Source organism: Microbacterium istanbulense (assembly GCF_037204145.1).
Taxonomy (GTDB): Bacteria; Actinomycetota; Actinomycetes; order Actinomycetales; family Microbacteriaceae; genus Microbacterium; species Microbacterium istanbulense.
In genome coordinates, this window is the sequence record NZ_JBBDGN010000001.1 from 412,913 (window position 1) to 437,636 (window position 24,724).

General features: G+C 68.9%; 21 protein-coding genes. 11 read left to right on the plus strand and 10 right to left on the minus strand.

The features are described 5' to 3' along the window. Positions 1–7: 7 nt before the first annotated feature. The 5 genes from WDU93_RS02055 (at position 8) to WDU93_RS02075 (ending at position 5,308) form a co-directional block, all read left to right on the plus strand. Positions 8–1,162 carry a benzoate/H(+) symporter BenE family transporter gene (locus tag WDU93_RS02055; protein WP_337316843.1) on the plus strand — a complete coding sequence of 385 codons (1,155 nt, stop codon included), beginning with the start codon at positions 8–10 and terminating at the stop codon, positions 1,160–1,162. Between the two features lie 96 nt (positions 1,163–1,258). Continuing rightward, positions 1,259–2,143, plus strand: a complete 885-nt coding sequence (locus tag WDU93_RS02060; protein WP_337317276.1) for an ABC transporter ATP-binding protein — start codon at positions 1,259–1,261, stop codon at positions 2,141–2,143. Between the two features lie 2 nt (positions 2,144–2,145). Beyond that, positions 2,146–3,228, plus strand: coding sequence for an ABC transporter permease (locus WDU93_RS02065; RefSeq protein WP_337316845.1), 1,083 nt, complete (start codon positions 2,146–2,148; stop codon positions 3,226–3,228). 99 nt (positions 3,229–3,327) lie between these two features. Beyond that, positions 3,328–3,915 carry a nitroreductase family protein gene (locus tag WDU93_RS02070; RefSeq protein ID WP_337316847.1) on the plus strand — a complete coding sequence of 196 codons (588 nt, stop codon included), beginning with the start codon at positions 3,328–3,330 and terminating at the stop codon, positions 3,913–3,915. Positions 3,916–3,949: 34 nt separating this feature from the next. Further along, complete coding sequence (locus WDU93_RS02075) at positions 3,950–5,308, plus strand: glucose-6-phosphate dehydrogenase (protein ID WP_337316849.1); 1,359 nt, start codon at positions 3,950–3,952, stop codon at positions 5,306–5,308. Between the two features lie 6 nt (positions 5,309–5,314). Here WDU93_RS02075 and WDU93_RS02080 read toward each other — a convergent pair whose 3' ends face one another. The 3 genes from WDU93_RS02080 to coaBC form a co-directional block, all read right to left on the minus strand. Then, positions 5,315–6,196 carry a hypothetical protein gene (locus tag WDU93_RS02080; RefSeq protein WP_337316851.1) on the minus strand — a complete coding sequence of 294 codons (882 nt, stop codon included), beginning with the start codon at positions 6,194–6,196 and terminating at the stop codon, positions 5,315–5,317. 113 nt (positions 6,197–6,309) lie between these two features. After that, the gene (locus WDU93_RS02085) at positions 6,310–8,514 is read right to left on the minus strand and encodes an ATP-dependent Clp protease ATP-binding subunit (RefSeq protein ID WP_337316854.1); all 2,205 of its coding nucleotides are present in this window, start codon (positions 8,512–8,514) and stop codon (positions 6,310–6,312) included. A 99-nt stretch (positions 8,515–8,613) separates the two neighbouring features. Beyond that, on the minus strand, positions 8,614–9,855 hold the full coding sequence (gene coaBC / locus WDU93_RS02090; RefSeq protein WP_337316856.1) for a bifunctional phosphopantothenoylcysteine decarboxylase/phosphopantothenate--cysteine ligase CoaBC: 1,242 nt from the start codon (positions 9,853–9,855) through the stop codon (positions 8,614–8,616). Positions 9,856–9,905: 50 nt separating this feature from the next. Between coaBC and WDU93_RS02095 the strand changes: the two genes are divergently transcribed. Continuing rightward, the gene (locus WDU93_RS02095; protein ID WP_337316858.1) at positions 9,906–10,601 is read left to right on the plus strand and encodes an NRDE family protein; all 696 of its coding nucleotides are present in this window, start codon (positions 9,906–9,908) and stop codon (positions 10,599–10,601) included. Between the two features lie 37 nt (positions 10,602–10,638). On the opposite strand, the gene WDU93_RS02100 is transcribed toward WDU93_RS02095, so the two are convergent. Next, positions 10,639–11,811: a hypothetical protein gene (locus WDU93_RS02100; protein WP_337316860.1), complete on the minus strand. Its 1,173-nt coding sequence runs from the start codon at positions 11,809–11,811 to the stop codon at positions 10,639–10,641. A gap of 80 nt (positions 11,812–11,891) precedes the next feature. Continuing rightward, positions 11,892–12,857 carry a GlxA family transcriptional regulator gene (locus WDU93_RS02105; RefSeq protein ID WP_337316861.1) on the minus strand — a complete coding sequence of 322 codons (966 nt, stop codon included), beginning with the start codon at positions 12,855–12,857 and terminating at the stop codon, positions 11,892–11,894. A gap of 73 nt (positions 12,858–12,930) precedes the next feature. Here WDU93_RS02105 and WDU93_RS02110 point away from each other — a divergent pair, with 73 nt between their 5' ends. Continuing rightward, positions 12,931–13,062, plus strand: coding sequence for a hypothetical protein (locus WDU93_RS02110; RefSeq protein WP_337316862.1), 132 nt, complete (start codon positions 12,931–12,933; stop codon positions 13,060–13,062). Further along, positions 13,059–13,472, plus strand: coding sequence for a hypothetical protein (locus WDU93_RS02115; RefSeq protein ID WP_337316864.1), 414 nt, complete (start codon positions 13,059–13,061; stop codon positions 13,470–13,472). Before WDU93_RS02110 ends, WDU93_RS02115 begins: the two co-directional genes overlap by 4 nt. Positions 13,473–13,490: 18 nt before the next feature. On the opposite strand, the gene WDU93_RS02120 is transcribed toward WDU93_RS02115, so the two are convergent. Then, positions 13,491–14,708, minus strand: a complete 1,218-nt coding sequence (locus WDU93_RS02120; protein ID WP_337316866.1) for a glycosyltransferase — start codon at positions 14,706–14,708, stop codon at positions 13,491–13,493. A 137-nt stretch (positions 14,709–14,845) separates the two neighbouring features. On the opposite strand from WDU93_RS02120, the gene WDU93_RS02125 reads away from it, so the two are divergent. Then, complete coding sequence (locus WDU93_RS02125; protein ID WP_337316868.1) at positions 14,846–15,424, plus strand: hypothetical protein; 579 nt, start codon at positions 14,846–14,848, stop codon at positions 15,422–15,424. Between the two features lie 59 nt (positions 15,425–15,483). Here the strand turns inward: WDU93_RS02125 and WDU93_RS02130 are convergent, their stop codons facing one another. Beyond that, positions 15,484–16,359: a formylglycine-generating enzyme family protein gene (locus WDU93_RS02130; RefSeq protein ID WP_337316870.1), complete on the minus strand. Its 876-nt coding sequence runs from the start codon at positions 16,357–16,359 to the stop codon at positions 15,484–15,486. A 123-nt stretch (positions 16,360–16,482) separates the two neighbouring features. On the opposite strand from WDU93_RS02130, the gene WDU93_RS02135 reads away from it, so the two are divergent. Beyond that, complete coding sequence (locus WDU93_RS02135) at positions 16,483–17,850, plus strand: DUF2252 domain-containing protein (RefSeq protein WP_337316872.1); 1,368 nt, start codon at positions 16,483–16,485, stop codon at positions 17,848–17,850. A gap of 3 nt (positions 17,851–17,853) precedes the next feature. On the opposite strand, the gene WDU93_RS02140 is transcribed toward WDU93_RS02135, so the two are convergent. Continuing rightward, positions 17,854–20,847 (minus strand): alpha-mannosidase, encoded by a 2,994-nt coding sequence (locus WDU93_RS02140; protein WP_337316874.1) that lies wholly within the window; start codon positions 20,845–20,847, stop codon positions 17,854–17,856. Positions 20,848–20,937: 90 nt separating this feature from the next. Between WDU93_RS02140 and WDU93_RS02145 the strand changes: the two genes are divergently transcribed. Beyond that, positions 20,938–22,236 carry a glycoside hydrolase 5 family protein gene (locus WDU93_RS02145; RefSeq protein WP_337316876.1) on the plus strand — a complete coding sequence of 433 codons (1,299 nt, stop codon included), beginning with the start codon at positions 20,938–20,940 and terminating at the stop codon, positions 22,234–22,236. A gap of 49 nt (positions 22,237–22,285) precedes the next feature. Here the strand turns inward: WDU93_RS02145 and WDU93_RS02150 are convergent, their stop codons facing one another. Beyond that, entirely contained in the window at positions 22,286–23,317 is a 1,032-nt protein-coding gene (locus tag WDU93_RS02150) for a LacI family DNA-binding transcriptional regulator (RefSeq protein WP_337316877.1), read from the minus strand. A gap of 71 nt (positions 23,318–23,388) precedes the next feature. Continuing rightward, positions 23,389–24,714, minus strand: a complete 1,326-nt coding sequence (locus tag WDU93_RS02155; protein ID WP_337316878.1) for a sulfatase family protein — start codon at positions 24,712–24,714, stop codon at positions 23,389–23,391. Positions 24,715–24,724 lie beyond the last annotated feature (10 nt).

A 24,724-nucleotide genomic window follows, 5' to 3' on the forward strand; every position in this document is an offset into this window, starting at 1 on the left:
TGGGGCCATGCACCGCCCCATCCTCGCCGGCATCGTCACGGCGCTCGTCGGCTTCACGAGCTCGTTCGCGGTGGTGCTCACGGGACTCGGCGCGGTCGGTGCCACTCCCGCGCAGGCAGCGAGTGGTCTGCTCGCGCTGAGCATCACGATGGGCGCGGCCTGCATCGTGCTCGCGGTGCGGTACCGGATGCCGATTACCGTGGCCTGGTCGACGCCGGGCGCCGCCCTGCTGGCCAGCACCGGTGCGATCGAGGGCGGCTGGTCGGCGGCCACCGGCGCATTTCTGGTGACGGCTGGGCTGATCCTGCTCACGGCGCTCGTGCCTCGCCTGGGCGCGCTCATCGCCGCCATCCCGCCGTCGATCGCGCAGGCCATGCTCGCCGGCGTGCTGCTGCCGCTGTGCCTGGCGCCGATCACCGGCAGCGTCGAGAACCCCTGGGGCGTCGTGCCCGTCGTGCTCACCTGGCTGGTCATGGCCAGGCTCGCGCCGCGCTGGGCCGTGCCGGCCGCCTTCGTCACGGCGACGATCGTCGTCGTCATCGGGCTCGTCCAGCAGGGGGCTCCGGTGGATCCCGGCCTGTTCGTCCCCCGCCTCGAGTTCGTGGCACCCACCTTCACGGTCGGTGCTCTGGTGGGCATCGCCCTGCCGCTGTTCATCGTCACCATGGCCTCGCAGAACGTGCCGGGCATCGCGATCATGCGCAGCTTCGGCTACGAGGTGCCCTGGCGGCCGTCGATGCTCGTCACCGGCATCGGCACGGCTCTCGGCGCTCCCGCCGGTGGGCACGCCATCAATCTCGCCGCGATCAGCGCGGCCCTCGCCGCCGCGCCCGACGCCGACCCCGACCCGCAGCGCCGCTGGGTGGCCGGCGCCTCCACCGGCGTCTCCTACCTCGTGCTCGGGGCCTTCTCGGCCCTGTTCGCGGCACTCGTCCTGCTCGCCCCCGCCGCCGTCATCCCCGCCGTCGCCGGCCTCGCGCTGTTCGCCGCGTTCGGCTCGGCCGTGCAGCAGGCGATCGACGATCCCGGCGAGCGGATGCCGGCCGTCGTGACCTTCCTCGTCGCGGCATCCGGCATCTCGCTGCTCGGCGTCAGCGCCGCGTTCTGGGCGCTGATCGCCGGCCTGATCGTACGGCTGGCGCTGCGCGCCGGACGCCGCTGAGCGCCCCTCCCCCGCGCGGCTGATCCTGCACGATCCGCCCTGCGGGGGATGTCCGCTCTCGCGCACGACCGTAGCGTGAGGGTCATGACCACAGGACTGCTGCAGTTGACCGGCCTCACCAAGAGCTACGGGTCGCGCCGCGTGCTCGATGACGTGAGCTTCGACGTCGCCCCCGGCCGGATGACCGGCTTCGTCGGCGGCAATGGCGCCGGCAAGACCACGACCATGCGAATCGTGCTGGGGGTGCTGGCCGCCGACGGCGGCACCGTGACGCTGTCCGGCGCACCCCTCACCCGCACCGACCGCAGCCGGTTCGGGTACATGCCCGAAGAGCGCGGCCTGTACCCCAAGATGCGGGTGCTCGAGCAGGTCGTCTACCTCGCCCGACTGCACGGGCTCGAGAAGGCGGATGCCACCGAGCGCGCGACCGCGCTGCTGACTGAACTCGGCCTCGCCGAGCGGCTGAACGACACCATCGAGTCGCTGTCCCTGGGTAACCAGCAGCGCGCGCAGGTCGCCGCAGCCCTCGTGCACGACCCGCAGGTGCTCATCCTCGATGAGCCGTTCTCCGGACTCGACCCGCTCGCCGTCGACGTGGTGGCCGCTGTCCTGCAGGACCGCGCCGCGAAGGGCGCCGCGATCCTCTTCTCCTCGCACCAGCTCGAACTCGTCGAACGCCTCTGCGACGACCTCGTCATCCTCGCCGGCGGCACGATCCGGGCATCCGGTTCGACCGAGGCGCTGCGCGCCGAGCATGCCGGCGCCCGCTACGAACTCGTCTCCAGCGGCGACATCGGCTGGCTGCGCACGACACCGGGGATCGAGGTGGTCGACTTCGAGGGCGGTTACGCGCTCTTCGACGCGCACGGCGCCGAGACAGCGCAGCGTGTGCTGCGCGAGGCGGTCGAACGCGGCGACGTGGCCCGGTTCGCCCCTCAGCATCCCTCCCTCGCCCAGATCTTCAAGGAGGTCATCCAGTGAACATGCCCACTCCCGTGCGCGAAAGCAGCGGCATCTGGCTCGTCGCCGAACGTGAGATCACCTCGAAGCTGCGCAGCAAGGCCTTCGTGATCTCCAGCGGCATCCTCATCCTGCTCGCCCTGGTCGGGGTGCTGCTCGGCGGCTTCGCCAGCGCGAACCCCGAGGCGACGCCGATCGCGGCGACCTCCGACACCGCAGCGGTCGTCTCGGCACTGCCGGATGTCGCCGTCACCGAGGTCACAGGCCGCGCCGAGGCCGAACAGCTGGTGCGTGACGGAGAAGTGGATGCGGCCGTGGTGGCATCCGATTCCGCGACCGGCTACGCCCTGATCGCCCTGGACTCGCCGCCGCAGAGCGTGCTGATGGCGCTCTCGCAGCTGCCGGAGGTCGTCATCCTGGAACCGGCAGGCACCGACCCGCTGCTGCGCTACTTCATCGCCATCGGCTTCGGCCTGGTGTTCATGATGGCTGCGGCCACCTTCGGCGGCACGATCGCGCAGAGCGTCGTCGAAGAGAAGCAGACCCGCGTGGTCGAGCTGCTCATCTCGACCATCCCGGCCCGCGCGCTGCTGGCGGGCAAGGTGATCGGCAACACGATCCTCGCCATGGGGCAGATCATCGCGCTGGCCGCGGTCGCCATCCTCGGCCTGATGATCACCGGGCAGAACACGATGCTGCAGGTGCTGGGCGGGCCGATCGTCTGGTTCGCGGTGTTCTTCTTGTTCGGGTTCGTGCTGTTGGCCTCGCTGTTCGCCGCCGCAGCGTCCATGGTCTCGCGCCAGGAGGATGTCGGATCGACCACCATGCCGATCACGATGCTCGTGATGGCGCCGTACATTCTCGTGATCGTCTTCAACGACAATCCGCTGGTGCTGACGATCATGTCTTACGTGCCGTTCTCGGCCCCCGTGGGCATGCCGATGCGCCTGTTCGTCGGCGAGGCGCAGTGGTGGGAGCCGATCCTGTCGCTGGCGATCCTGCTGGCCAGCTGTGTCGCGGCGGTCTGGGTGGGGGCGAAGATCTACGAGAACTCGCTGCTGCGCATGGGCGGACGGGTGGGGCTCGCCGAGGCGCTGCGCGGCTGAGTAATCTCCCCTTCGGGGGGAATGTGGGGGCGTGGCGGCGCGTTTTGCCCTCTGGACGATGGGGTCCGCATCACCCGTCCCCCGTGAAAGGCATCGTCCGTGAGCACCCCGATCCTCGACCGCACCGCCCCCACCGAGCACCCCGTGCTCGAGATCCTCGCCGACCGGTGGAGCCCCCGCGCGTTCGACGCGGCCAGCCCGATCGACGAAGACAAGCTGGCCTCGGCACTCGAGGCGGCCCGCTGGTCGCCGTCGGCGAACAACAGCCAGCCGTGGCGGTTCATCGTCGCCCGCCGGGGCAGCGAGCTGCACGCCGGCATCCAGGATGCCCTGATGGGCTTCAACCAGGTGTGGGCGGGCAACGCGGCCGTGCTGATCGTCGCGGTTGCCGAGACCGTGAACGCCGAGGGCAAGCCGTACACGCACGCCATATACGACCTTGGTCAGGCCGTCGCGCACCTCAGCGTGCAGGCACACCACGACGGCCTGGTGGTGCACCAGATGGCCGGGTTCCACCCGGAGCAGGTGCGTGAGCTGGTCGGCCTGGATGCGCGATTCGCCCCGACGACGGTGATCGCCCTCGGCGAGCTCGGTGACCTCGCCTCGCTTCCCGAGCCGCTGCAGCAGCGCGAGACCGCACCCCGCACGCGCCGCCCGCTGAGCGAGACGGTCATCGCCAACGCCTGACGAGATCGGCCCCAGGTGGAATAGCCTCGCTGCTATGTCCACCACGACGCTGTTCATCCTCGGCGCCTCCGGCGACCTCACCTCGCGCCTGCTGCTGCCCGCCCTCGCCGAGGTGGTGGCGAAGCATCCGGAACGGCACCTGGCGCTGCGCGGCGCCGGTGCCGAGCAGTGGGATGCCGCACGCTGGCAGAGCATGGTCACCGCGGCGTTCGCCGATCACCCCGAGGCGCTCGCCCGGGTGCGGCTCGACGACTACGTCGCCGTCGATGTGACGGATGCCGCGGCGATGACCGCTCTGGTGACGGGCCTCGTGCCCGACACGGTGCTGTACTTCGCGCTGCCGCCGGATGTCACCCGCGCCGCGGTCGACGCGATGGCGGGCTTGACGCTGCCGGAGCACACCTGCCTGGCGCTGGAGAAGCCATTCGGGCAAGACGAAGAGAGCGCCCGCGAGCTCAACGGCAAGCTCACCGCGCTGGTGCCCGAGCAGCAGATCTTCCGCATCGACCACTTCTTGGGCCGGTCGATGCTGCTGAACCTGCTGGGTGTGCGGCTGGCGAACCGCATCTGGGAGCCGGTGTGGTCGGCAGAGCACATTGAGCGTGTGCTGATCCGCTTCGATGAGAGCCTGGGGCTCGAGAACCGGGCACGCTACTACGACCGGGCGGGCGCCATGGTCGACATGATCCAGAGCCACCTGCTGCAGGTGCTGGGTCTGCTCGCGATGGATCCGCCGGCGACGCTGGACGAGCGTGATCTGCGGGATGCCAAGGCCACCGTGCTGCGTGCGACCAGGGTGTACGGCGATGATCCCGAAGCCTGGTCGCGGCGCGCTCGGTACACGGCCGGTCGGGTCGGCGAGCGCGAGCTGCCGTCGTACGTCGACGAGCAGGGAGTGGATGCCGCCCGGCACACCGAGACGCTGGCCGAGGTGACGTTCGAGGTCGCGAACGACCGGTGGGCCGGGGTGCCGTTCGTGCTGCGCTCGGGCAAGGGGCTGGCGCAGAAGCGGTCAGAGGTCGTGATCACGTTCCGGCAGGTGCGGCACCTGCCGCCGGGGCTGGTCGGGCATCCGACCGACGGTGGCCGCCTCACATTCTCGCTGGGCCCGGACGAGCTGTCGCTGCGCCTGCATGTCACGGGCGGCGAGGATCCGTTCGCGCTGCGCGACGAGGATCTCGTCGCCGATCTCGGCGAGGGCCAGCAGCGGTCCTACGAAGAGGTGATCGAGGAGATCCTCGACGGCCAGGTGGCACTGTCGGTGCGCGCCGATGAGGCCGAGGAGTGCTGGCGGATCATCCAGCCCGTGCGCGACGCCTGGGCGCGTGACGCCGTGCCGCTGGAAGAGTACGAGGCGGGCACAACCGGTCCTGCCGGCTGGCCCGCCTCGTAGAAACCCCTACTCTCGCCGACCGACTGGCGGCAGGCTCGGTGTCGCCGCTGGTCTGGCGAGCTCCTGCAGGCCCGGATGATCTCGCACACCGTCGAGCCCGTGCGTCTGCAACACAGCGACGACGGCAGCCACCGGAGTTGCCGGCCCGCTCAGCAACAAGGGCTCCGTCGAACCGAACTGGCAGACCAGGGCGTTCGATGCAACGTCGGGGTAGAGCGCAGAGATCGCCCCGTACTCGAACGTGAGCCACTCTCCATTCACGTATGTGACGATGCGATGGTTCGTGACGTACGCCGTGGTCTGCTGCCATTCGCGCCACTGCGGAGCGGCCTCCTTTGCGGCGCGAGAGCGCGCGCTGGCATTCGCAATCGCAGACACAGCGAACGCACCGACGACGAATGCCGGACTACCCACGGCGACCATCCCCGATGTCGTGTAGCCGACATCCTTCCCGTAATAGCGCGCATAAGTGAGCGGAAGGCAGGCGAAGAAGCGCTCTCCTTCGTATGGCACAACATCCCACTGCTGCTGCGATTCAGGCACCTGCCGATTGAGCACTTGTCCGCGAAGGCGCCGTGCGTACTCCCACCACGCGGCCGCATCCGTGGCGGCGTCGAGCTGACGGCGCTCAAACGCCGTGAAGCGACCCTTCGCCCGCTGCGAGCGTCGAAAGGTGCGCCGCATCTGCACGATTGACCGGATGAGCAAGACCACGGGTGCGACGACAGCCACGACCAGAGCGACACCAATGCTCAACGTCAGCCATACGATGGCGTCGCCACGCGCCTCCGCGCGCACACTGTCGAGCCACTCCACCACGAGCATCACGACGACGTACGTCAGCGGCGCGGCAAGGAGGAGGGCGATCCAGTGCACGTGTCGACGCATGGACTTCATCCTGGCAAGAACATCCCCCAGGCGAACGGCGTCTCACGAAATTGTGGATAACCACCGCGAAACCGCCCCGGCCCCTGCGATGCGCGGGACCGGGGCGGCTCGAATTACTCGACGATTTCCGCTTCGATCACGTCGTCGTCGCCGGGGTCGACCTCGATCACGGGCGTCTCGCTCGTGAGCACGAGGCCGGAACCGTCGACGGCGACATCCACCTTGACCGTGTCGCCGTCCTTCACGCCGCCCGAGAGCAGCGCGGTGGCGAGGCGGTTCTGCACCTCGGTCTGGATCAGGCGACGCAGCGGACGCGCACCGAACACCGGGTCGTAACCGCGCTCGGCCAGCCACGACCGCGCATCAGGGGTGACCGCGAGCGTGAGCCGACGATCGTGCAGGCGCTTCTGCAGCTGGTCGACCGAGAGCTCCACGATCTGCGCCAGGTCGTCTTCGCTGAGCGCGGAGAACATGACGATGTCGTCGAGCCGGTTGAGGAACTCGGGGCGGAAAGCCTGGCGCACAAGCGCCATGACCGCCTCGCGCTTCTCTTCCAGCGAGAGCGTCGGGTCGATGAGGATGGGCGAGCCGATGTTGCTGGTGAGGATGAGGATGACGTTCGAGAAGTCGACCGTCCGCCCCTGGCCGTCGGTCAGGCGGCCGTCGTCGAGCACCTGCAGCAGGATGTCGAACACCTCGGGGTGCGCCTTCTCGACCTCATCCAGCAGCACCACGGAGTACGGACGGCGACGCACGGCCTCGGTCAGCTGACCACCCTGCTCGTAGCCGACGTATCCGGGAGGGGCACCGACCAGCCGTGACACCGAGTGCTTCTCGCCGTACTCCGACATGTCGATGCGCACCATGGCGTGCTCGTCATCGAAGAGGAACTCCGCCAGCGCCTTGGCCAGCTCGGTCTTGCCGACACCCGTGGGGCCGAGGAACAAGAACGATCCGGTGGGGCGGCCGGGGTCGCTGATGCCGGCGCGCGAGCGGCGCACCGCATCCGACACCGCGTGCACGGCATCCTTCTGACCGATCAGACGCTTGCCCAGCTCGCTCTCGAGGTGCAGCAGCTTCTCGCTCTCACCCTGCATGAGGCGGCCGACCGGGATGCCGGTCCACGCCGCGATCACGCCTGCGATGTCTTCGTCGGTGACGAGCTCGTTGACCATGCGACCCTCGTCCGAGACGTGCTCTTCGGCCTGCTCGGCCTCGGCGATGTCGCGTTCCAGGCGCTTGATGGTCTCGTACTCGAGCTTGGAGGCCTTCGTGTAGTCGGCCTGCCGCATGGCGAGGTCACGCTGCGTGATGGCGTCATCGAGCTGCTTCTTCAGCTCACCGACCCGGTTGAGCCCCTGACGCTCCCGCGCCCACCGCTCCTCGAGCCCGGCGAGCTCGCGCTCCATGCCGGTGAGCTGTTCGCGCAGGTTCTTCAGCCGCTCCTTGGAAGCGGCATCCTTCTCCTTCTTCAGCGCGAGCTCTTCGAGCTTCATCCGGTCGACCTGACGCTTGAGCTGGTCGATCTCGACGGGAGAGGAGTCGATCTCCATCTTCAGTCGCGACATGGCCTCATCGATGAGGTCGATCGCCTTGTCCGGCAGCTGACGGCTGGGAAGGTAGCGGTTCGACAGGGCGGCCGCGGCGACGAGCGCGCTGTCCGAGATGGTCACCCCGTGGTGTGCTTCGTAGCGCCCCTTGAGTCCGCGCAGGATCGCAATGGTGTCTTCGACCGTCGGCTCGCCGACGTACACCTGCTGGAAGCGGCGCTCGAGCGCGGCATCCTTCTCGATGAACTCGCGGTATTCGTTGAGCGTGGTGGCGCCGATCAGGCGCAGCTCACCGCGGGCGAGCATGGGCTTGAGCATGTTGGAGGCCGCCACCGAGCCTTCGCCGCCGCCAGCGCCCATGAGCACGTGCAGCTCGTCGATGAAGGTGATGATGCGCCCGTCGGATTCGGTGATCTCCTTGAGCACGCTCTTCAGGCGCTCTTCGAACTGGCCGCGGTACATCGCACCGGCGACGAGGGCGGAGATATCGAGCGAGATGAGCTCTTTGTCCTTGAGGGATTCTGCGACGTCTCCCGCGACGATGCGCTGAGCCAGGCCCTCCACGACGGCGGTCTTTCCGACGCCGGGCTCGCCGATGAGCACCGGGTTGTTCTTGGTGCGCCGGGTGAGCACCTGGCTCACACGACGGATCTCACTGTCCCGGCCGATCACCGGGTCGAGCTTGCCTTCGCGGGCACGCTCGGTGAGGTTGATGCCGAACTGCTCGAGAGCGCTCTGCTGCTGGTCTTCCTGTGCGGGGGTGGTCATCGATCCTCCTGGGGTCTCCTTCAAAGTTGAGTGTAATTGACTCAACTTTATCAGAGCAGGGGTGTGAGCAGAAGGGGTCGGCCCATATTTTCCCGCTGATCAGCCCTGACGGGCCTGACGGGCCTGACGCACGGCATCCCACAGCGCCTGCGCGACCTCGCGCTTCGTCCCCTCGGCAGCAGCGACGACCCGACCAGCCGCACCGATGACCTCGACGGCGTTGTCGAGCGCCTCGAACCCGCGCTCGTCGTCGACGAGGTTCACCGCCAGCAGGTCGACCCCCTTACGCTCCCGCTTGCGCCGTGCACGATCACGGCGCTGCTCGGGGTCGATCGCGGTCTCGGCGGCGAAGGCGACGATCGTCTGCCCGTCGGGCGCCGCTCCCTCCGCGCGCGCGGCGGCGAGACCGGCGACGACATCCTCGTTCTCGACCAGCTCGATGCGTTCGAGCAGGCCACTCTCCTTGGTGAGCTTCTGATCCGACACCGTTGCCGGACGGTAGTCGGCCACCGCGGCAGCCATGACCACGACGTCGGTGCGCGCGGCGGCCGCCCGCATCGCCTCGGCCAGCTGCGCGGCGGTGCCGACCGCGCGGATACCGATCCCGGCCTGTTCTGCCGCGGCGAGCACATCGGAGCCGATGTTGGCCGCGACGAGCTCGACGACGGCGCCACGGAAGGCCGCCTCGACGGCGATCGCGACACCCTGCCGACCACTGGAGCGATTGCCGAGGTAGCGCACGGGGTCGATCGGCTCGCGGGTGCCGCCCGCCGAGACCACGACGCGCAGGCCGGCGAGATCCTGCGGCCGGCCGGCGGATGTCAGCGTGCCCAGCACGAGCTCGTGCAGCTGTTCGGGTTCGAGCACGCGGCCGGGCCCCGTATCGCCGCCCGTGAGTTCGCCGTCCGCGGGGCCGGCGATGATCACGCCGCGCTCGCGCAGGGCGGCGATGTTCGCCTGGGTGGCCGGATGACGCCACATCTCGGTATGCATCGCCGGCGCGACAATCACGGGGGCCACGGTGGCGAGCAGGGTCGTGCCGAGCAGATCGTCGGCAAGTCCTGCCGCCATCTTGGCGATGGTGTTGGCGGTGGCGGGGGCGACGATCACCAGGTCGGCGGACTGGCCGAGGGCGACGTGGCGCACGCGGGCGACGTCCTCATGCACGCTCGTGGTGACCGGATGCCGGCTGATCGCCTCCCAGGTGGGCTGGCCGACGAAGCGCAGGGCGTCCTCTGTGGGGATCACCGTGACCTCGTGCCCTCCCTTCACCAGCAGGCGCACGAGCTGCACCGTCTTGTAGGCGGCGATGCCACCCGTGACTCCGACGACGATGTTCACCCTCTGATTCTGCCCCACCGCGCGCCCCTGCCCGACCTAGACTCGAGCACGTGTGCACGGTCGTGATCGATGTGAACCAGCCCACGCGCCTGCTCGCGGTGCGTGACGAAGACCCGCAGCGCGCGTGGGATGACCTGGGCGCCTGGTGGCCCGAGGACTATCCCGGGGTGATCGGCATCCGCGACCGCCGCGCGGGCGGTGCCTGGATGGCGGTCGATCCCGTGACGCGGCGCCTGGCCGTGCTGCTCAACCGCGCCGATGTGCTGGATCTGTCCGAGGAGCAGGTGCACTCGCGCGGCTCGCTCGCACTGGAGTCGGTCGCGGGTCGCTCGCCGCAGGCGCCGCTCGCGATGCATGGCTTCAATCTGCTCGAGGTCGCCCCGGATGCCGCGCGGGTGCTGTCCTGGGATGGCGCCGAGCTGCGCGAGACCGTCGTACCCGACGGCGTGCACATGATCGCCCACGACGACCTCGACGATCCGCAGACGGCGCGCATCGCGGCCTGGCTGCCGGCGTTCCGTGCCGCCGCGGGCAGCGACCATGCGAGCGCCACCGAGCTCAGCCGCTGGGTGGACGTGCTGGCCGAGAGCGCTGATCTCGACAAGGACGACGACCGGGCGATCATCCGTGACAACCACGTGCACGGCTACCCGACGATGTCGCTGCTGTACGTCGTCGCCGAGGTCTCCGAGAACTCAGCCCAGGCCCGTTCGCATGTGCTCGATCGCCCGGCGCACTGGGACTGACAGCCCATCGACATGGTGGCAGTCCGCGCCGCGGTACTCACGCATCGCGGTCCTTACGGAGCTCCCCCGTCCCTTCCGTCTGACGCTTCTCGCGACTGCGGTCGTTCCTGATGGTTCGCTTCTTCGCTTTGCGGCGCGCCCTCTTTCGGCGTTGCCGCTTTCGCTCCTTGGCCCGCGAGCGCGCATCGTTGCGAGCAAGGAGCGCGCGATTCAGCCCGCGCGTGGTCGCCATCCGCTCGATGAAAGTGGTCCACGGCATCCACCGGCGCCGCCAGAGGTCGCGCCCCAGGATCGCCACGTGGGCCGCGGTAAAAAGCATGAGCGCCGCGGCAAGGGCAGGCAGCCCGGCTAGTAGAAATGCGCACGCCAACGCGGCTGAAGCGCTGAGTCCAAAGAAGCCAACTGCTCCCCGGACAACACAGCGGAACCGCGTCGATAGTGAGACGTCTGCAGTCGCTCGCCAGCCTAAGGTCGCGACAATCGGGCCGTAGCTCGCCAGCACAGAGATGAGGAGGACCATTAGCCACACCTCTGGTTGCAACCCACTCGCGACGATGGCCAACAACGCCACTACCACCCACGCCGCACCCGGGATAAGCCAGAGCGCGACCTCGGAAGAGAACCACACGCGCCGGGTGAACTCGTTCACCGAACGGTCCCGCCCGGGCGAGTCAAACGACATTCCATGCCTCTGAGCGCGGGTCACTCGTTCGTCGTAAGCGCGTTCGATTGAGATGAGTTTCTGCTTGAGCGGAACCGTGAAGCCAACAAGGTGCCCGCTGAGCATCACGACCCATGCAGTGACAAGTGCCATCGCCACTTCGAACCATCGTCCGTGTGCAACACCGACAGGAATGGTCATCGCGGCCATGAACGCGACGGTAAATACGCCCACCGCGGCACCAGACAGGACGGTGACCCGCATGCGCTCGTTGCTTGGGTGCACCCGAACAGCCCCAAAACTTGTAGCGACAGCCATCGTCACAAGCACTGCCACGATCACGCCTACCGGCGCATAGAAGCCATCAAGAATCGGAGTTAGTACACTCGCAAGCTGATCGATGGCGGGCAGCAAACGATCGAATCGACCATTGACGAGCACAAAAGCGAACGTGAATGGCAACAATGCTAAGACGGCGATGATGACAGGATCCGCAATCCATATCCACCACTTGTCAGTTGTGGACAGCTCTTCCCGTGCCTTAGACATGTGCGCCCCCTCGCATTCGACACGGACACTAGCGGCACCCCCGGACACGCTGCTTTCTGTGAGCCCCAGAGCGCACCCGCTCAGGCCGTCATCGGCTCGGCGCACGAGAAGCGCGCCCGGTAGGCCGTGGGCGTGACACCCAGCATCCGGGCGAAGTTCTGCCGCAGCACCGCACCGGAGCCGAAGCCGCACTCCTGCGCGATCTGCTCGAGCCCCAGGTCGGTCTGCTCCAGCATCCGCTGCGCCTGGATGAGGCGCTGGCGGGCCAGCCACGACGCGGGCGTCGTCCCGAACTCGGCCTTGAACCGGCGGGCGAACGTGCGCGGCGACATGTGTGCGCGGACCGCGAGGTCATCGACCGTCAGGTCGTCACGCAGGTTCTCGATCGCCCAGGCCGAGAGCGCGGCAAGCGACGCGGTGGATGCCGCTGGCAGCGGGCGATCGATGAACTGCGCCTGCCCGCCGTCACGCTGCGGCGGCACGACCATGCGCTTGGCGATGCGGTTGGTCAGCTCGGCGCCGAGCTCGATCCGCAGCAGGTGCAGACACGCATCCAGCCCCGCGGCCGTGCCGGCACTGGTGATGATGCGTTCGTCCTGCACGAACAGCACGTCGGGGTCGAGGTCGATCAGCGGATACATCTCGGCCATGATCGACGCGTAGCGCCAGTGGGTGGTCGCGCGCCGGCCGTCGAGCACGCCGGCGCCTGCGAGGATGAACGCCCCGCTGCACACGCTCAGCACCCAGGCGCCACGGGCGACGGCATCCTGCGCCACGGCGATCAGCCGCGGGTCGATCGAACCCCACCTCTCGCGCGGCACGGGGCAGAACACCACGAGGTCAGCCTCGTAGGCGAACGACAGATCGTCCTCGACGTTGAGCGTCACGCCCACCGACGAGCGCATCGGCCCCGGATCCGGTGCCACGACGCGGAAGTCGAAGTTCGGCACGCCGTCGTCGGAGCGGTCGAGCGCGAACGCCTCGCAGGCGATGCCGAACTCGAACGGCGTGAAGCCGTCGTCGATGACGCAGGCGACTGTTCTCATATGGCAGTTTTACACCGAATGATGTCCGTCCTGCCACTTTTGGCGAAAAGCAGGCGAGCGTAGTGTTTCTGCCATGTTCATCGTCATCGCCATCGCCGCTCTCAGCCTCTGGGGACTCGTCGCCACCGTCATCGAACTCCGCCGCGACGGGTACCGCCGCGTCCCCACCGATCCGGAACGGGCTGCCCTACACTCGTCGCCATGAGCGACCAGACGCAGCCGTCGAGCCCTCCGCTACCGCACCAGCAGGAGCACCAGCCCGGGCAACTGCCCGCCTATCCGGCATCCGCACCGAGCGCACGGCGCACGGGCAGCTCCTTCGGCTGGATCGCCCTCATCGTCGGCGCGCTCCTCGTGCTGAACGGCATCGCTGTACCGGCCCTGCTCACGCTGGGCATCATCGATCCGTTCGGGGCGAATTTCGCGCTCGTCACTATCCTTCAGGGGGTGCTGACTCTCGCTCTGGCGACGACGGCACTGGTCCTGGGCATCGTCGGCATCCGCCGCGACGCGTCACCGGTACCCGGCGCCATTGCGATCGGCATCGCCGGTTCTACCCTCGCCACCGTCTTGGCAACCTGGGCCATCAACGCCGCGCTCTCGCTCGTCTACTGAGCGGGCAGCGAGAAGTGCCTACGCGGGCAGCTTCTCGTCGCGGTACAGCGCCTCGAAGGTGTCGAGGGTGCGGTTGATGTCGTGCACCGCCACGCCGTCGAGCGAGGCCTGCTGCATCCGCTCATACTCCTCAGGCGAGGCCGTGAGCACGCGGGTGAGCTTGTCGGCAAGGTCGTCGACATCGCCCGGCTCGAACAGGTAGCCGTTCTCACCGTCGTGCACAAGGTGCGGCAGGGCGACGGCATTGGCGCCGACGACGGGCAACGCCGAGGCCATGGCCTCCATGGTCGCGATCGACTGCAGCTCGGCGATCGACGCGATCGTGAAGACGGATGCCCGCGAGTACAGCTCACGCAGCTCGTCGTCGCTCACCCGGCCGTGGAAGGTGACCCGGTCCTGCACGCCCAGTTCGGTGGCCAGGTGCTCGAGGTTCTTGCGCTGGTCTCCCCCGCCGACGATGTCGAAGTGCACGTCGAGGGCCGGGTCGAGCTTGGTGAGTGCCTTCAGCACAACATCCACGTGCTTCTCGGCCGTGAGGCGCCCGACGAAGATGATGCGGTTGCGCTCACGCGGACCGATCACCGGGCTGTAGTTGCGGCGGTCGATGCCGCAGCTGATCGGTACGACACCGTCGATGTCGATCGTTCGCTCGAGGAAGTCGGCGGCCTTGCGGGTGGGCGTGGTCACCGCGCGCGCCATGTCGAACGTGCGCTTGGCATCATCCCAGGCGAGCTTGAGCACGATGCGGTCCACCCAGGCCGGCATGGTCGTGTGATCGAGGATGTTCTCGGCCATCACGTGGTTGGTGGCGATGACCGGGATGCCGCGCTCACGGGCGATCCGGGCCAGCCCCCGCCCGATCACGATGTGCGACTGGATGTGCACGACATCCGGCTGCACCGCGTCGAGCACCTGACGGGCATAGTGCTTCGAGCGCCACGGCCAGATGAAGCGCAGCCAGTCGTGCGGCAACCAGCGCACGGCCGGCAGGCGGTGCATCGTCATCGGCTCACCCTCGATGACCTCGGTGTGCGGAGCCGACCGGCGGTAGGCCGTGTTCGGCGAGGAGACGTGCACATCGTGACCACGCTGCACGAGGCCGGCGGCGAGGCGCTCGGCAAACCGTGCGGCGCCGTTGATGTCGGGGGCGAAGGTGTCGGCGCCGATGAGGATGGTCAGCGGGCGCCCGTCAGGAGCAGGCGCATCGGCGATCGGACGATCGTCGGAGGATGTCACGGAGAGCTGCCTATCTTTCGCAGTCAGGTCGTTCGCACGCGGGCCGAGATCGGGCCCACGTCGGGCGCCCCAACTCTACCTGAGCGGCCTGTTGCTGCCTGAGAGGCGAGCCGAGCAGCACCCAGTACCGTGGGGGCATGCGCCTGACATCCGCCGCAGACCCCGCCCTGTGGATCCCGGTCACCGAGTCTTTCGGCTGGAAGGGACGACGCCACCGCAAGGCGGCGATCCGGATGCTGCTCACCCAGGGCGGCGCCGGAGCACCCGCCCGACCGGGTTCGCGCTTCGCGGCGTGGGCGGCGAGCCAGGCGGCTCCGCTGGCGATGCGGAAGGCCGACGGCCGCGTGCTCGCGTGGACGTGGAAGGCTGAGCCGGAGCTCGTCGTGGCGATGGCCACCGCCCAGGAGCTCACACCCCAGCTGCGCACTGCGCGGGCGATGATGCCGATCGAGTACGACGACACCGAGACGTTCACCACGGCGCTGGGGGTGGGCGAGAAGTTGTCGATGCCGATCCCGCCCGACCCGAAGGGTCTGCCGTTTGCGACCTACACCTGGGATACCGGCACCCACCTGATCACGCTGAATGCCGTGTGCAGCGACCGCGAACGCTTCGGCACGCTCGATGGCGCGCTTGATGATCTGGCGCGCAGCATCCGCATCGCCGACGACCTCACCTCGGGTGAGTCGACCGTGCTGCGCCTGCCGCCTGCGTGATCACTTCCGGTCCCTGGGCGAGGAGCGCAGCGACGAGACGAAGGGCGCTCAGGAACCCGTCACGCGTCGCGGACGCAGCGGAAGCCGATGTGCGTGGTGGCGCTGTCGTCGGACTGCGGCGAGCGCGCCGCGGGGCGGAAGCGCAGGCAGTAGTCGGGTGAGCACAGGTGCGAACCGCCCTTGAGCACCCGGCGCCCGTCGGCGGTGGGCGCGCCGAGCAGGTTCTCGCGGCCACCGGCATCCACCGCCATCGCCGCGGGGTCGACGTGACGGGCTGTGTAGGGCGAGCTCGTCCACTCCCAGACGTTGCCGATCATGTCGTAGAGCCCGTAGGCGTTCGGCGGATAGGTGCCGACCGGAGACGTGCCCCCCACCCCCTCGTTGCCGAAGGGGAAGCGGCCGAGCCAGGTGTTCGCGAGATAGGCGCCGCCGGGATAGGGCTTGCCGCCCCACGCGAACTCGGCGGTCGACCCCGCCCGCGAGGCGAACTCGTGCTCGGCCTCGGTGGGCAGCCGCTTGCCTGCCCAGCTGGCGTAGGCTGTGGCATCCTCGTACGCCACGTGCACGACCGGATGCAGCAGGCGATCCGCGATGCTGGAGTCCGGGCCGAGGGGATGCCGCCACGACGCCCCCTCCTGCCAACGCCACCACTGTCGCCAGTCGCGCAGGTCGACCGGGCCGCCGGTGGGGGTGAACACCATGGAGCCGGGGGCGGGTAGTTCATCGGCCGGCACCCCGGGGAACAGCGCCGGGTCGAGGGGGCGCTCAGCGACCGTGACGTAGCCGGTGGCGCCGACGAAGCGTGTGTAGTCGGCGTTGGTGACGGGTGTCTCGTCGATCCAGAACGGCGCGACGGTGCGTTCGTGCACGGGTTGCTCATCCGGGTAGAAGGCGTCAGAGCCCATCCGGAAGCGCCCTCCCTCGAGCAGGATCACGGGGTGACCTCGCCGCCTGCGCCGCTGCCTGTGCTCATCCTTCTGTTCTATCGCATGCGGCTGCTCGCGGATGCTGCGCTGTGACTGGTGCTGCTGTGCGCACCGGACTGTCACAATGTCGGCATGAACACCGAGTGGTCCCCGTTGCCCACGCGCGACGAGCTGCTGAAGGCCGGCAAGGCGGCGCGCCAGCGCACCCCGCGGCGCCGGCTGGCTGAGCTCGCATCCGGCCCGCGGGACCCGCTCGGCATCATCGCCGCGCAGAACACCACGCGCACGCCGGAGTTGGTGCCGCTGCGCACTCAGCGCATGGCGGCCAGCGCCTTCGCGTTCTATCGCGGCACAGCGGCACTGATGGCCGCGGATCTCGCGGACGCCCCGCACAGCGGCATCCTCGTCGCCTCCTGCGGCGATGCGCACGTGTCGAACTTCGGCTTCTATGCCTCGCAGCAGCGCAGCCTGATGTTCGACCTGAACGACTTCGACGAGGCCGCGTGGGCACCGTGGGAGTGGGATGTCAAACGTCTGGCTGCGAGCATCGTGATCGGCGGCCGCGCCACCGGACGCAGCGCGAAGCTGATCGACAAAGCCGTCCGCGCCGCCCTCACCACGTACACGACCGGCATCGCCACCGCGAGCGCGCTGAGCCCCACCGACCGCTACTTCACCCACTTCGACGTCGAGGCGTCGCAGAGCATGTTCGACAAGGCGTCCCGCAAGGCGGTGCGCGCCTCGATCCGGCAGGCGCAGCGCCGCACCGGCGAGCGCGCGGTGCGCAAGCTGACGGCGGCGGATGCCGATGGCCGCCGCCTGTTCCAGCGCGAGGCACCCACCATGACCGACGTCGAGCCGGTGGTGCGGGGCGCCGTGGAGGACCTCATCGGCCAGTACTGCCGCAGCACGAGCGCCGACATCGCGCTGCTGTTGGATCACTACACGATCAGCGATGTCGTGCGCCGCGTCGTAGGCGTGGGCAGCGTCGGCACCCGCTGTTACCTCGTACTGTTCCAGGACGGCGACGACAACACGGTGCTGCTGCAGCCCAAGCAGGCCGCGCGCAGCGTGCTCGTCGAGTATGGCCGCATCCCCCAACCGGACCGCCTCGCTACCCTGATCGAGACGGAAGGCGAGGGCGCGCGGGTGGTCGATCTGCAACGCGTGCTGCAGGGTCTGTCGGATCCGTTCCTCGGGTATCTGCGCGGACCGAACACCGACTACTACGTGCGACAGTTCCACGATATGAAGGGCAGCGTCGAGATCGAGGAGCTCGACGACACCCCGTTCGTGACCTACGCCAGAGCCTGCGCGGCCGTGGTGGCGAGGGCGCACAGCCAATCGGTGACGGCGACCGAGGTGGCCGGATACATCGGCCGTGGACGTCGGGTGACCGCGTCGCTGTTGGAGTGGGCGCACGACTACGCCGACATCTCGCGTGCCGACTACGACGCGTTCGTCGCCGCGCAGCAGACGGAGGCCGCGCCCACTCCGTGAGGGTCAGCGCGCGATGCGCAGGGTGCGCACCTCGAACGGCCGCAGGGCGAGGTCGGTGCCGGTGCGGGCGTCGTCCAGGTCGTCCTCGATGAGCGAGACCTCACGCACGTCCCGGTGGTCGAAGTCGATCTCGAGCGTGCCGGCGGCACGGCGCCCGAGCGCCTCGTAGAGCCGCACGATCACATCGCCCGAGCCGTCGTCGGCGAGCTTGACGCCGGAGACGACGATGCCGTCGCCATGCACAGCCACGAGCGGAGCGACCTCGTGCGCACCCCGCAGCACGGTGGCGGGCGTGTTCAGCTCGATGCCGGCGCGGGTCGCCTCGGCAGGGCCGGCGCCGATCACCAGACCCGTGGCGATCACGTGACGGCCGTGGTCGGTGTCGGGGTCGGGGAAGCGCGGCGCGCGCAGCAGCGACAGGCGCACGGTCGTCGTGACCGCGTCGTCGTCAGCATCGCGGGTGGTGTCGTAGCCGTAGATCGAGTCGTTGATCAGTGCGACGCCGAAGCCTTCCTCACGGACGAGCACGAAGCGATGCATCGAGGTCTCGAACTTCGCTGCCTCCCAGCTGGTGTTCACGTGGGTCACGCGCGCCTGATAGCCGAACTGGGTCTCGGCCTCGGTGTGCGCGGCCTGGATGTCGAGCGGGAAGGCGAGCTTGAGCAGCTTCTCTGTCTCGTGCCAGTCGATGTCGTTGACGATGTGCAGTGTCCGCTCCCCCGGTGCGAGGGTGAGGGTCTGCCGGATCGTCGATTCCGAGAACGCGCGCTCGATGATGACCTCTGCGGCACCGGCATCCGTGATCCGTGCGTCGATCGCCGTGACGTCCCGCAGGTCGGTGACCCGGTTGCGGTAGTACTTGTCGATGTCCCACGCGTCCCACATGTTCGGGAAGTCCTGGTGCAGCTGCAGCAGGTTGGCGACCTTTCCGGGGGCGACGGCGTCGCGGCCGGTGGCGAGGTCGACGGCCGAGTCGATCAGGCCGTCGGTCGTGAGGTGCACGCGCACGAGATCGTTGGCGAGGATGAAGCCCGCCCCGTCGGCATCCAGCGTGACGGCACCCTCGGCCGGGGCGGCGACGGCCGCACCGAGCGGTGCGGGCCCCGCGACGGATGCCGGAGTGAACACGAGCTCAAGGTCGCCGTCGCCGGCGAGGGAACGGCGGGCGGCATCCGAGATGGCGCGGGCGCGGGCGATGACGTCTTCCAACGCGGTGACCGCCTCGCGGTGCACCCAGGCGATCGAGGTGCCGGGAAGGATGTCGTGGAACTCGTGAAGCAGCACGATCTGCCACAGCTCGTCGATCTCAGCCTGGGGGTAGTCCGCGCCGGTGCGCACGGCATCGGTTGCCGCCCACAGCTCGGCCTCGACCAGGGCGTGCTCTGCCCACCGATGGCGTGATTTGGTGCCGTGCTGGCTGGTGAGGGTGCCGCGGTGCAGTTCGAGGTAGAGCTCGCCGACCCAGACGGCGGGGTGCGCGATCTCGGCTCTGGCCTTGTCGAAGAAGTCGTCGGGGTGCTCCCACTCGACGCGCGCGCTGCCTTCGAGGTTGGCCAGGCGGGCGGCCTTGCCGGTCATCTCGCGCGTGGTGCCGCCGCCGCCGTCGCCCCAGCCGACCGGGGCGATCGAGCGGGACGAGACTCGGTTCTCCTTGAACTGGCGCGCCGCCTTGGCGACTTCCGAACCGCTGAGCTGCGAGTTGTAGGTGTCCATCGAGGGGAAGTGCGTGAACATGCGCGAGCCGTCGATGCCCTCCCACAGGAAGGTGTGGTGCGGGAAGACGTTCTGCTGGTTCCACGAGATCTTCTGTGTGAAGAACCACTCGAAGCCGGCCCGTCGCATGAGCTGCGGCAGCGCGGGCGAGTAGCCGAAGCTGTCGGGGAGCCACACGCCCTTCGAGCGGATGCCGAACTCGCTCTCGAAGAAGCGCTGGCCGTAGGCGAACTGGCGCACCAGCGACTCACCGCTCGGCATCACGGTGTCGGACTCGACCCACATACCGCCCAGCGGCAGGAAGCGGCCCTCGGCGACGGCGGCCTTGATGCGGTCGTAGACCTCGGGGCGGTGCTGCTTGACCCAGGCGTACTGCTGCGCGCTGGACATGCCGTAGCGGAAGTCGGGCACCTCGTCGATCAGCGTGGTCATCGACGACGTGGTGCGGGCGACCTTGCGGATCGTCTCGCGGACCGGCCACAGCCAGGCGGAGTCGATGTGGGCGTGGCCGATAGCCGAGATGCGGTGGGCACTGGCCTCGGCCGGGGCGGCCAGCACGGCGGCTAGGCGGGCACGGGCATCGGATGCCGTCGCGGAGATGTGCTGCAGGTCGAGCACGTCGAGGGCGTCGTCCATGGCCTGCAGGATCGACATGCGGCGCGGCGAGGTGGGTGGCAGCTCAGCCTGCAGTTCGAAGAGCACCTCGAGGTCGAGGGAGAGCTCGAAGACCTCCTCGTCGAACACGACGAGGTCCATCCGGCGGGTGCGGTACAGCGGCTCGGGCGAGGAGGTGAGGATGTCGCCCTCCTGCGTCGGCAGGAAGGGGTGGTAGTCGAGCAGGACCGGGTTCGAGGCGGCCTCGAGGTAGAGCTCGACCTGCTCGTCGCCGTCGGCCTGTGGCACGATCAGCACCCACTGGTTGCGCGGGTTGATGCTCTTGATCGGCGTGCCGTCGGGGCGGTACACGAGAGCCTCGCACTGGAAGCCGGTCATGTTGACGTCGAAGCCGAGGTCGATGAGCGCCTCGACGCGGCGGCCGGCCCACTCCCCTGGCACGGCTCCGGTGACCTTGAACCAGGTGGTGCCCCAGGCCGGCCCCCACATCTGACCGACCGTGGTCGGTTCGAAGTCGAGGGCGAGCCCGGCCTCCGGGGCAATCGGCTCACCGGGTAGCTGATGCACCTCGATCGTCAGCGGCACGGACTCCGCGTGGATGGCGGGGCGGATGCGCTCGGTGAGGACGCGCGAGACGCGGCCGAGCGTGAGCGAAGTGTCATCGTGCATGGGGGGAGCTCCTGGGATCAGCATCGAGATCGAGGACTAAAGCGCTATAGTTCATTCTACCGTCGGGCCCCTTGACCGGAAAGTGACACGATGTCGATGACTGCTATCGGCCCTGCTCCCCTGCGCTTCGGCGCGAACTACACCCCCCGCACCGACTGGATGCACGCGTGGATGTCGCTCGACCTCGACGAGGTGCGCCGCGACTTCACGACGCTGGCTGGGCTCGGGCTCGACCACGTGCGCCTCTTCCCGCTGTGGACCGTGCTGCAGCCGAACCGCACGCTCATCCGCGAGCAGGCTGTCGCCGATGTGCGGGCGGTCGTCGACGTGGCCGCATCGGTGGGGTTGGATGCCACGGTCGACGTCATCCAGGGACACCTGTCGAGCTTCGACTTCCTCCCCTCGTGGCTGTTCACCTGGCACGACAAGAACATGTTCACCCACCCCGATGCACTGAGCGGTCAGGTCGCCCTGGTCACCCGGCTCGGCGAGGCGCTCGCCGACGCCCCCAACTTCCTCGGCTTCACGACGGGCAACGAGACCAACCAGTTCTCGGCGAAGAACCACCCGTCGCCGTGGCCGGTCACGGCCGACGAGGCGGCGAACTGGATCACCACGCTGCTCGATGCCGCACAGGCGGCAGCGCCCGCGCAGCAGCATGTGCACAGCGAGTACGACGCCGCCTGGTACATGGACGGCCACGGCTTCACCCCCGCGCACGCGTCCCGCCTCGGCGCCATGACGACCGTGCACTCGTGGATCTTCAACGGCACCGCTCAGCGGTACGGCGGGCGCTCGGTGGCATCCGACCGGCACGCGGAGTACATGATCGAACTCTCCCGCGCGTTCGCGAACGACCCGGGCCGCGCCGTCTGGCTGCAGGAGGTCGGTGCTCCGTCGAACTGCCTCACCCCCGAAGAGGCCCCCGGCTTCCTCGAGGCGACCGTGCGCTGGGCCGCGCGCACCGAGAACCTCTGGGGCGTGACCTGGTGGTGCTCACACGACGTGAGCCGTCAGCTCGCCGACTTCCCCGAGTTGGAGTACAGCCTGGGATTGATCGACGCCGAGGGCGAGGTCAAGCCCATCGGGCGCCGCTTCGCCGAGATCATCCCCGAGCTGCGCGCCCGGCAGGAGCCGCCAGCCCGCACGACCGCGATCGTGATCGAGGTCGACGCCGACGAGATCCCCGTCAGCCGCGGGGCGATGAGCCCCGGTGGCGCGATCTTCCAGGCATGGGTCGATCTGTGCACGGCGGGTATGGATCCGGCGTTCGTGACCTCGATCGACGCCGAGCGGCCCGAGGTGCTGACGGCGCGCGGCATCACCGAACTCGTGCGCCCCGTGCTGGGCGAGGCGCGGGACTACACCTCGCAGAACACCGTCGTCTGAACCCACCGCCCGCTCAGCAGGCGATTCAGCAGGCCCTTCAGCCCGCCCTTCAGCTGGCCGTGCGCGGCGCTGCCGTGCTCTCGCGCACCGTGAGTTGGGGCGGGATGCCGGGGCGATCGGGGAGTATGTCACCGCTGTCGATCTGCTCGAGCAGGAAATTCGCGGCATCCTCGCCGAGACGGAACGTGTCGCGCGTGATCGCCGTGATCGAGGGATGCACGAGGCCGGCGACAGTGGAATCGTCGAACGATGCCACCGACAGGTCATCAGGAACCGCCACGCGCATCTCCTGCGCGACGCGGCATCCGGCGATCGCCATCATGTCGTTGTCGAACACGACCGCGGTCGGGCGCTCGCGGCGGCTGAGGATGCTGCGCATGGTCGTCGTCGCGGATGCCGGTGAGAAGTCGGTGGGGATGACCTCGCCGGTCACCCCGCGCTCAGCCAGGGCCGTGAGCACATCCGTGCGCAGCTGCGTGTGCTGGAACTCGGCAGGCCCGGAGACGTAGACGATCGAGCGGTGGCCGAGCGCCGTGAGGTAGTCGAAGAGGGAGTGCGCGACCCGGCTGTCGTCGAGCCAGATCGTTGCGGGGCCATCGGGCTCGGAGATATGACTGCCGATCACGACAGCGGGCAGGCCGAGGTCGGTGAGCACCCGCAGCCGTGGGTCGTCATCGCGCGGGTCGATCACGATGACGCCATCGACCTGGTTGGCGCTGCTCCACCGACGATAGGTGGCCATCTCCTCGTCGATCGATGACACGAGCACCAGCTGCAGGGCGATCCGCTGCGTCGTGAGGGCCGACTGCGCGCCCGCGACGAGATCGGTGAAGAACGCCTCGGTGCTGAGCGCACGAGCGGTGCGGTTCACGGCGAAGCCGACCACGCCGGCGCGCGAACCGACCAGAGCGCGCGCCGCCGAACTCGGCACCCACTGGTGCTCCTCGGCGATCTCGAGAATGCGGGCCCTGGTGGCCTCGCTGACCCCCGGCCGACCGTTCAACGCGAAGGAGACCGCCCCCGGCGAGACGCCCGCCAGGCGCGCGATGTCGGTGATCGTCACGCGCTTCGCTCTGGCCATGCGCCCACTGTATCGAGCGGGTCGGCGGCGCCGTCACGCCCAGGCGGCGCCGTCACGCCCAGGCTCCGCCGTCACGCCCAGGCTGCGCCGTCCCAGGCGAACGAGGCGGCCCAGGCCGAGAGCTCCGCCTGCAACGCCGCCGCGACGTCCGGATGCGCGGCCGACAGGTCGGTGTGCTCACCGGGGTCGGCATCGAGGTCGACGAGGATGCTGCTGCCGAGCACATACGGGCCGCCAAGGTACTCGCGCGCGGAGGTGACGAGCTTCCATCGCCCACGGCGGGCAGCGAGTTGCGGACCATACTCCCAGAACAGGGTGCGCTCGGCGTCGGCATCCACATCAGCCTCCACATCAGCATCGGCATCCGCCCTCTGCCACACCGCCAGCCGGCTCTCACCGTCGGCCTCGGCCGCGCCGGACAGGCCCAGCGCTTCGAGCACGGTGGGCACGACGTCCATCATCTGACCAGGCACGTCCGAGACCGCGCCGGCGGGCAGGCGCCCCGGCCAGGTCACGATGGCGGGCACGCGGATGCCACCGTCGAACAGCGACCCCTTGCTGCCTCGCAGCCCGCCGGTCGACCCGCCCCGGTAGGCGATCTCCTCACCGTCGAGCCAGTTGCGGCTCTCGGTCGACGGGCCGTTGTCTGAGGAGAAGAACACGAGGGTGTCGTCGGCGATCCCGTGCGCGTCGAGCGCGTCGAGGATGCGACCAACGCCGTCATCCATCGCGGCGATCATCGCGGCCATGATGCGGCGCTCGGGCGGCAGCTCGGGAAAGCGGTCGAGGTATTCGGCCGGTGCGTGCATCGGATAGTGCGGCGCATTGAACGGCACGTAGCAGAGGAACGGTTCGGCGGCGTGGGCGTGGATGAAGTCGACGGCCTGCTCGGCGATGACTTCGGTGAGGTAGCGTCCGTTCCGCCAGGCCTCGGCGTCGTCATCCCAGAGGTCGTGCACCGGGTCACCGGCACCCCAGTAGAAGATGTGCGAGTAGTAGTCGACGCATCCGGCGAGGAATCCGACGTGCCGGTCGAAGCCGCGGTCGAGCGGGCGGTACCCGGGCCCGGTGCCGAGATGCCACTTGCCGAAGATGCCGGTCGCATAGCCGGCATCCCGCAGGTGCGAGGCAAGCGTCGGCTGATCGGGCAGGCCGGATGTGCCGCGCGCTCCCCCGAGGATCTCCTGCACGCCGGCGTGCACGGGGTGCCGTCCGGTCAGCAGGGCCGCCCGCGAGGGCGAGCACACCGGGGAGTTCGCGTACCAGTTCGTCAACCGCACACCGCGCGCGGCCAACGCGTCGAGGTGCGGCGTGCGCACATCATCGCCCCCGAAGCATCCGACGTCGCCGTAGCCCAGGTCGTCGGCGTAGATGATGACGATGCGCGCGGGGCTCATGCCACCATTC

Coding starts and splice junctions, on each gene's coding strand:
- WDU93_RS02055 (WP_337316843.1), top strand. CDS start 8: ATGCACCGCCCCATCCTCGCCGGCATCGTCACGGCGCTCGTCGGCTTC.
- WDU93_RS02065 (WP_337316845.1), top strand. CDS start 2,146: ATGCCCACTCCCGTGCGCGAAAGCAGCGGCATCTGGCTCGTCGCCGAA.
- WDU93_RS02075 (WP_337316849.1), top strand. CDS start 3,950: ATGTCCACCACGACGCTGTTCATCCTCGGCGCCTCCGGCGACCTCACC.
- WDU93_RS02080 (WP_337316851.1), bottom strand. CDS start 6,196: ATGCGTCGACACGTGCACTGGATCGCCCTCCTCCTTGCCGCGCCGCTG.
- WDU93_RS02085 (WP_337316854.1), bottom strand. CDS start 8,514: ATGACCACCCCCGCACAGGAAGACCAGCAGCAGAGCGCTCTCGAGCAG.
- WDU93_RS02100 (WP_337316860.1), bottom strand. CDS start 11,811: ATGTCTAAGGCACGGGAAGAGCTGTCCACAACTGACAAGTGGTGGATA.
- WDU93_RS02105 (WP_337316861.1), bottom strand. CDS start 12,857: ATGAGAACAGTCGCCTGCGTCATCGACGACGGCTTCACGCCGTTCGAG.
- WDU93_RS02110 (WP_337316862.1), top strand. CDS start 12,931: ATGTTCATCGTCATCGCCATCGCCGCTCTCAGCCTCTGGGGACTCGTC.
- WDU93_RS02115 (WP_337316864.1), top strand. CDS start 13,059: ATGAGCGACCAGACGCAGCCGTCGAGCCCTCCGCTACCGCACCAGCAG.
- WDU93_RS02125 (WP_337316868.1), top strand. CDS start 14,846: ATGCGCCTGACATCCGCCGCAGACCCCGCCCTGTGGATCCCGGTCACC.
- WDU93_RS02135 (WP_337316872.1), top strand. CDS start 16,483: ATGAACACCGAGTGGTCCCCGTTGCCCACGCGCGACGAGCTGCTGAAG.
- WDU93_RS02140 (WP_337316874.1), bottom strand. CDS start 20,847: ATGCACGATGACACTTCGCTCACGCTCGGCCGCGTCTCGCGCGTCCTC.
- WDU93_RS02145 (WP_337316876.1), top strand. CDS start 20,938: ATGTCGATGACTGCTATCGGCCCTGCTCCCCTGCGCTTCGGCGCGAAC.
- WDU93_RS02150 (WP_337316877.1), bottom strand. CDS start 23,317: ATGGCCAGAGCGAAGCGCGTGACGATCACCGACATCGCGCGCCTGGCG.
- WDU93_RS02155 (WP_337316878.1), bottom strand. CDS start 24,714: ATGAGCCCCGCGCGCATCGTCATCATCTACGCCGACGACCTGGGCTAC.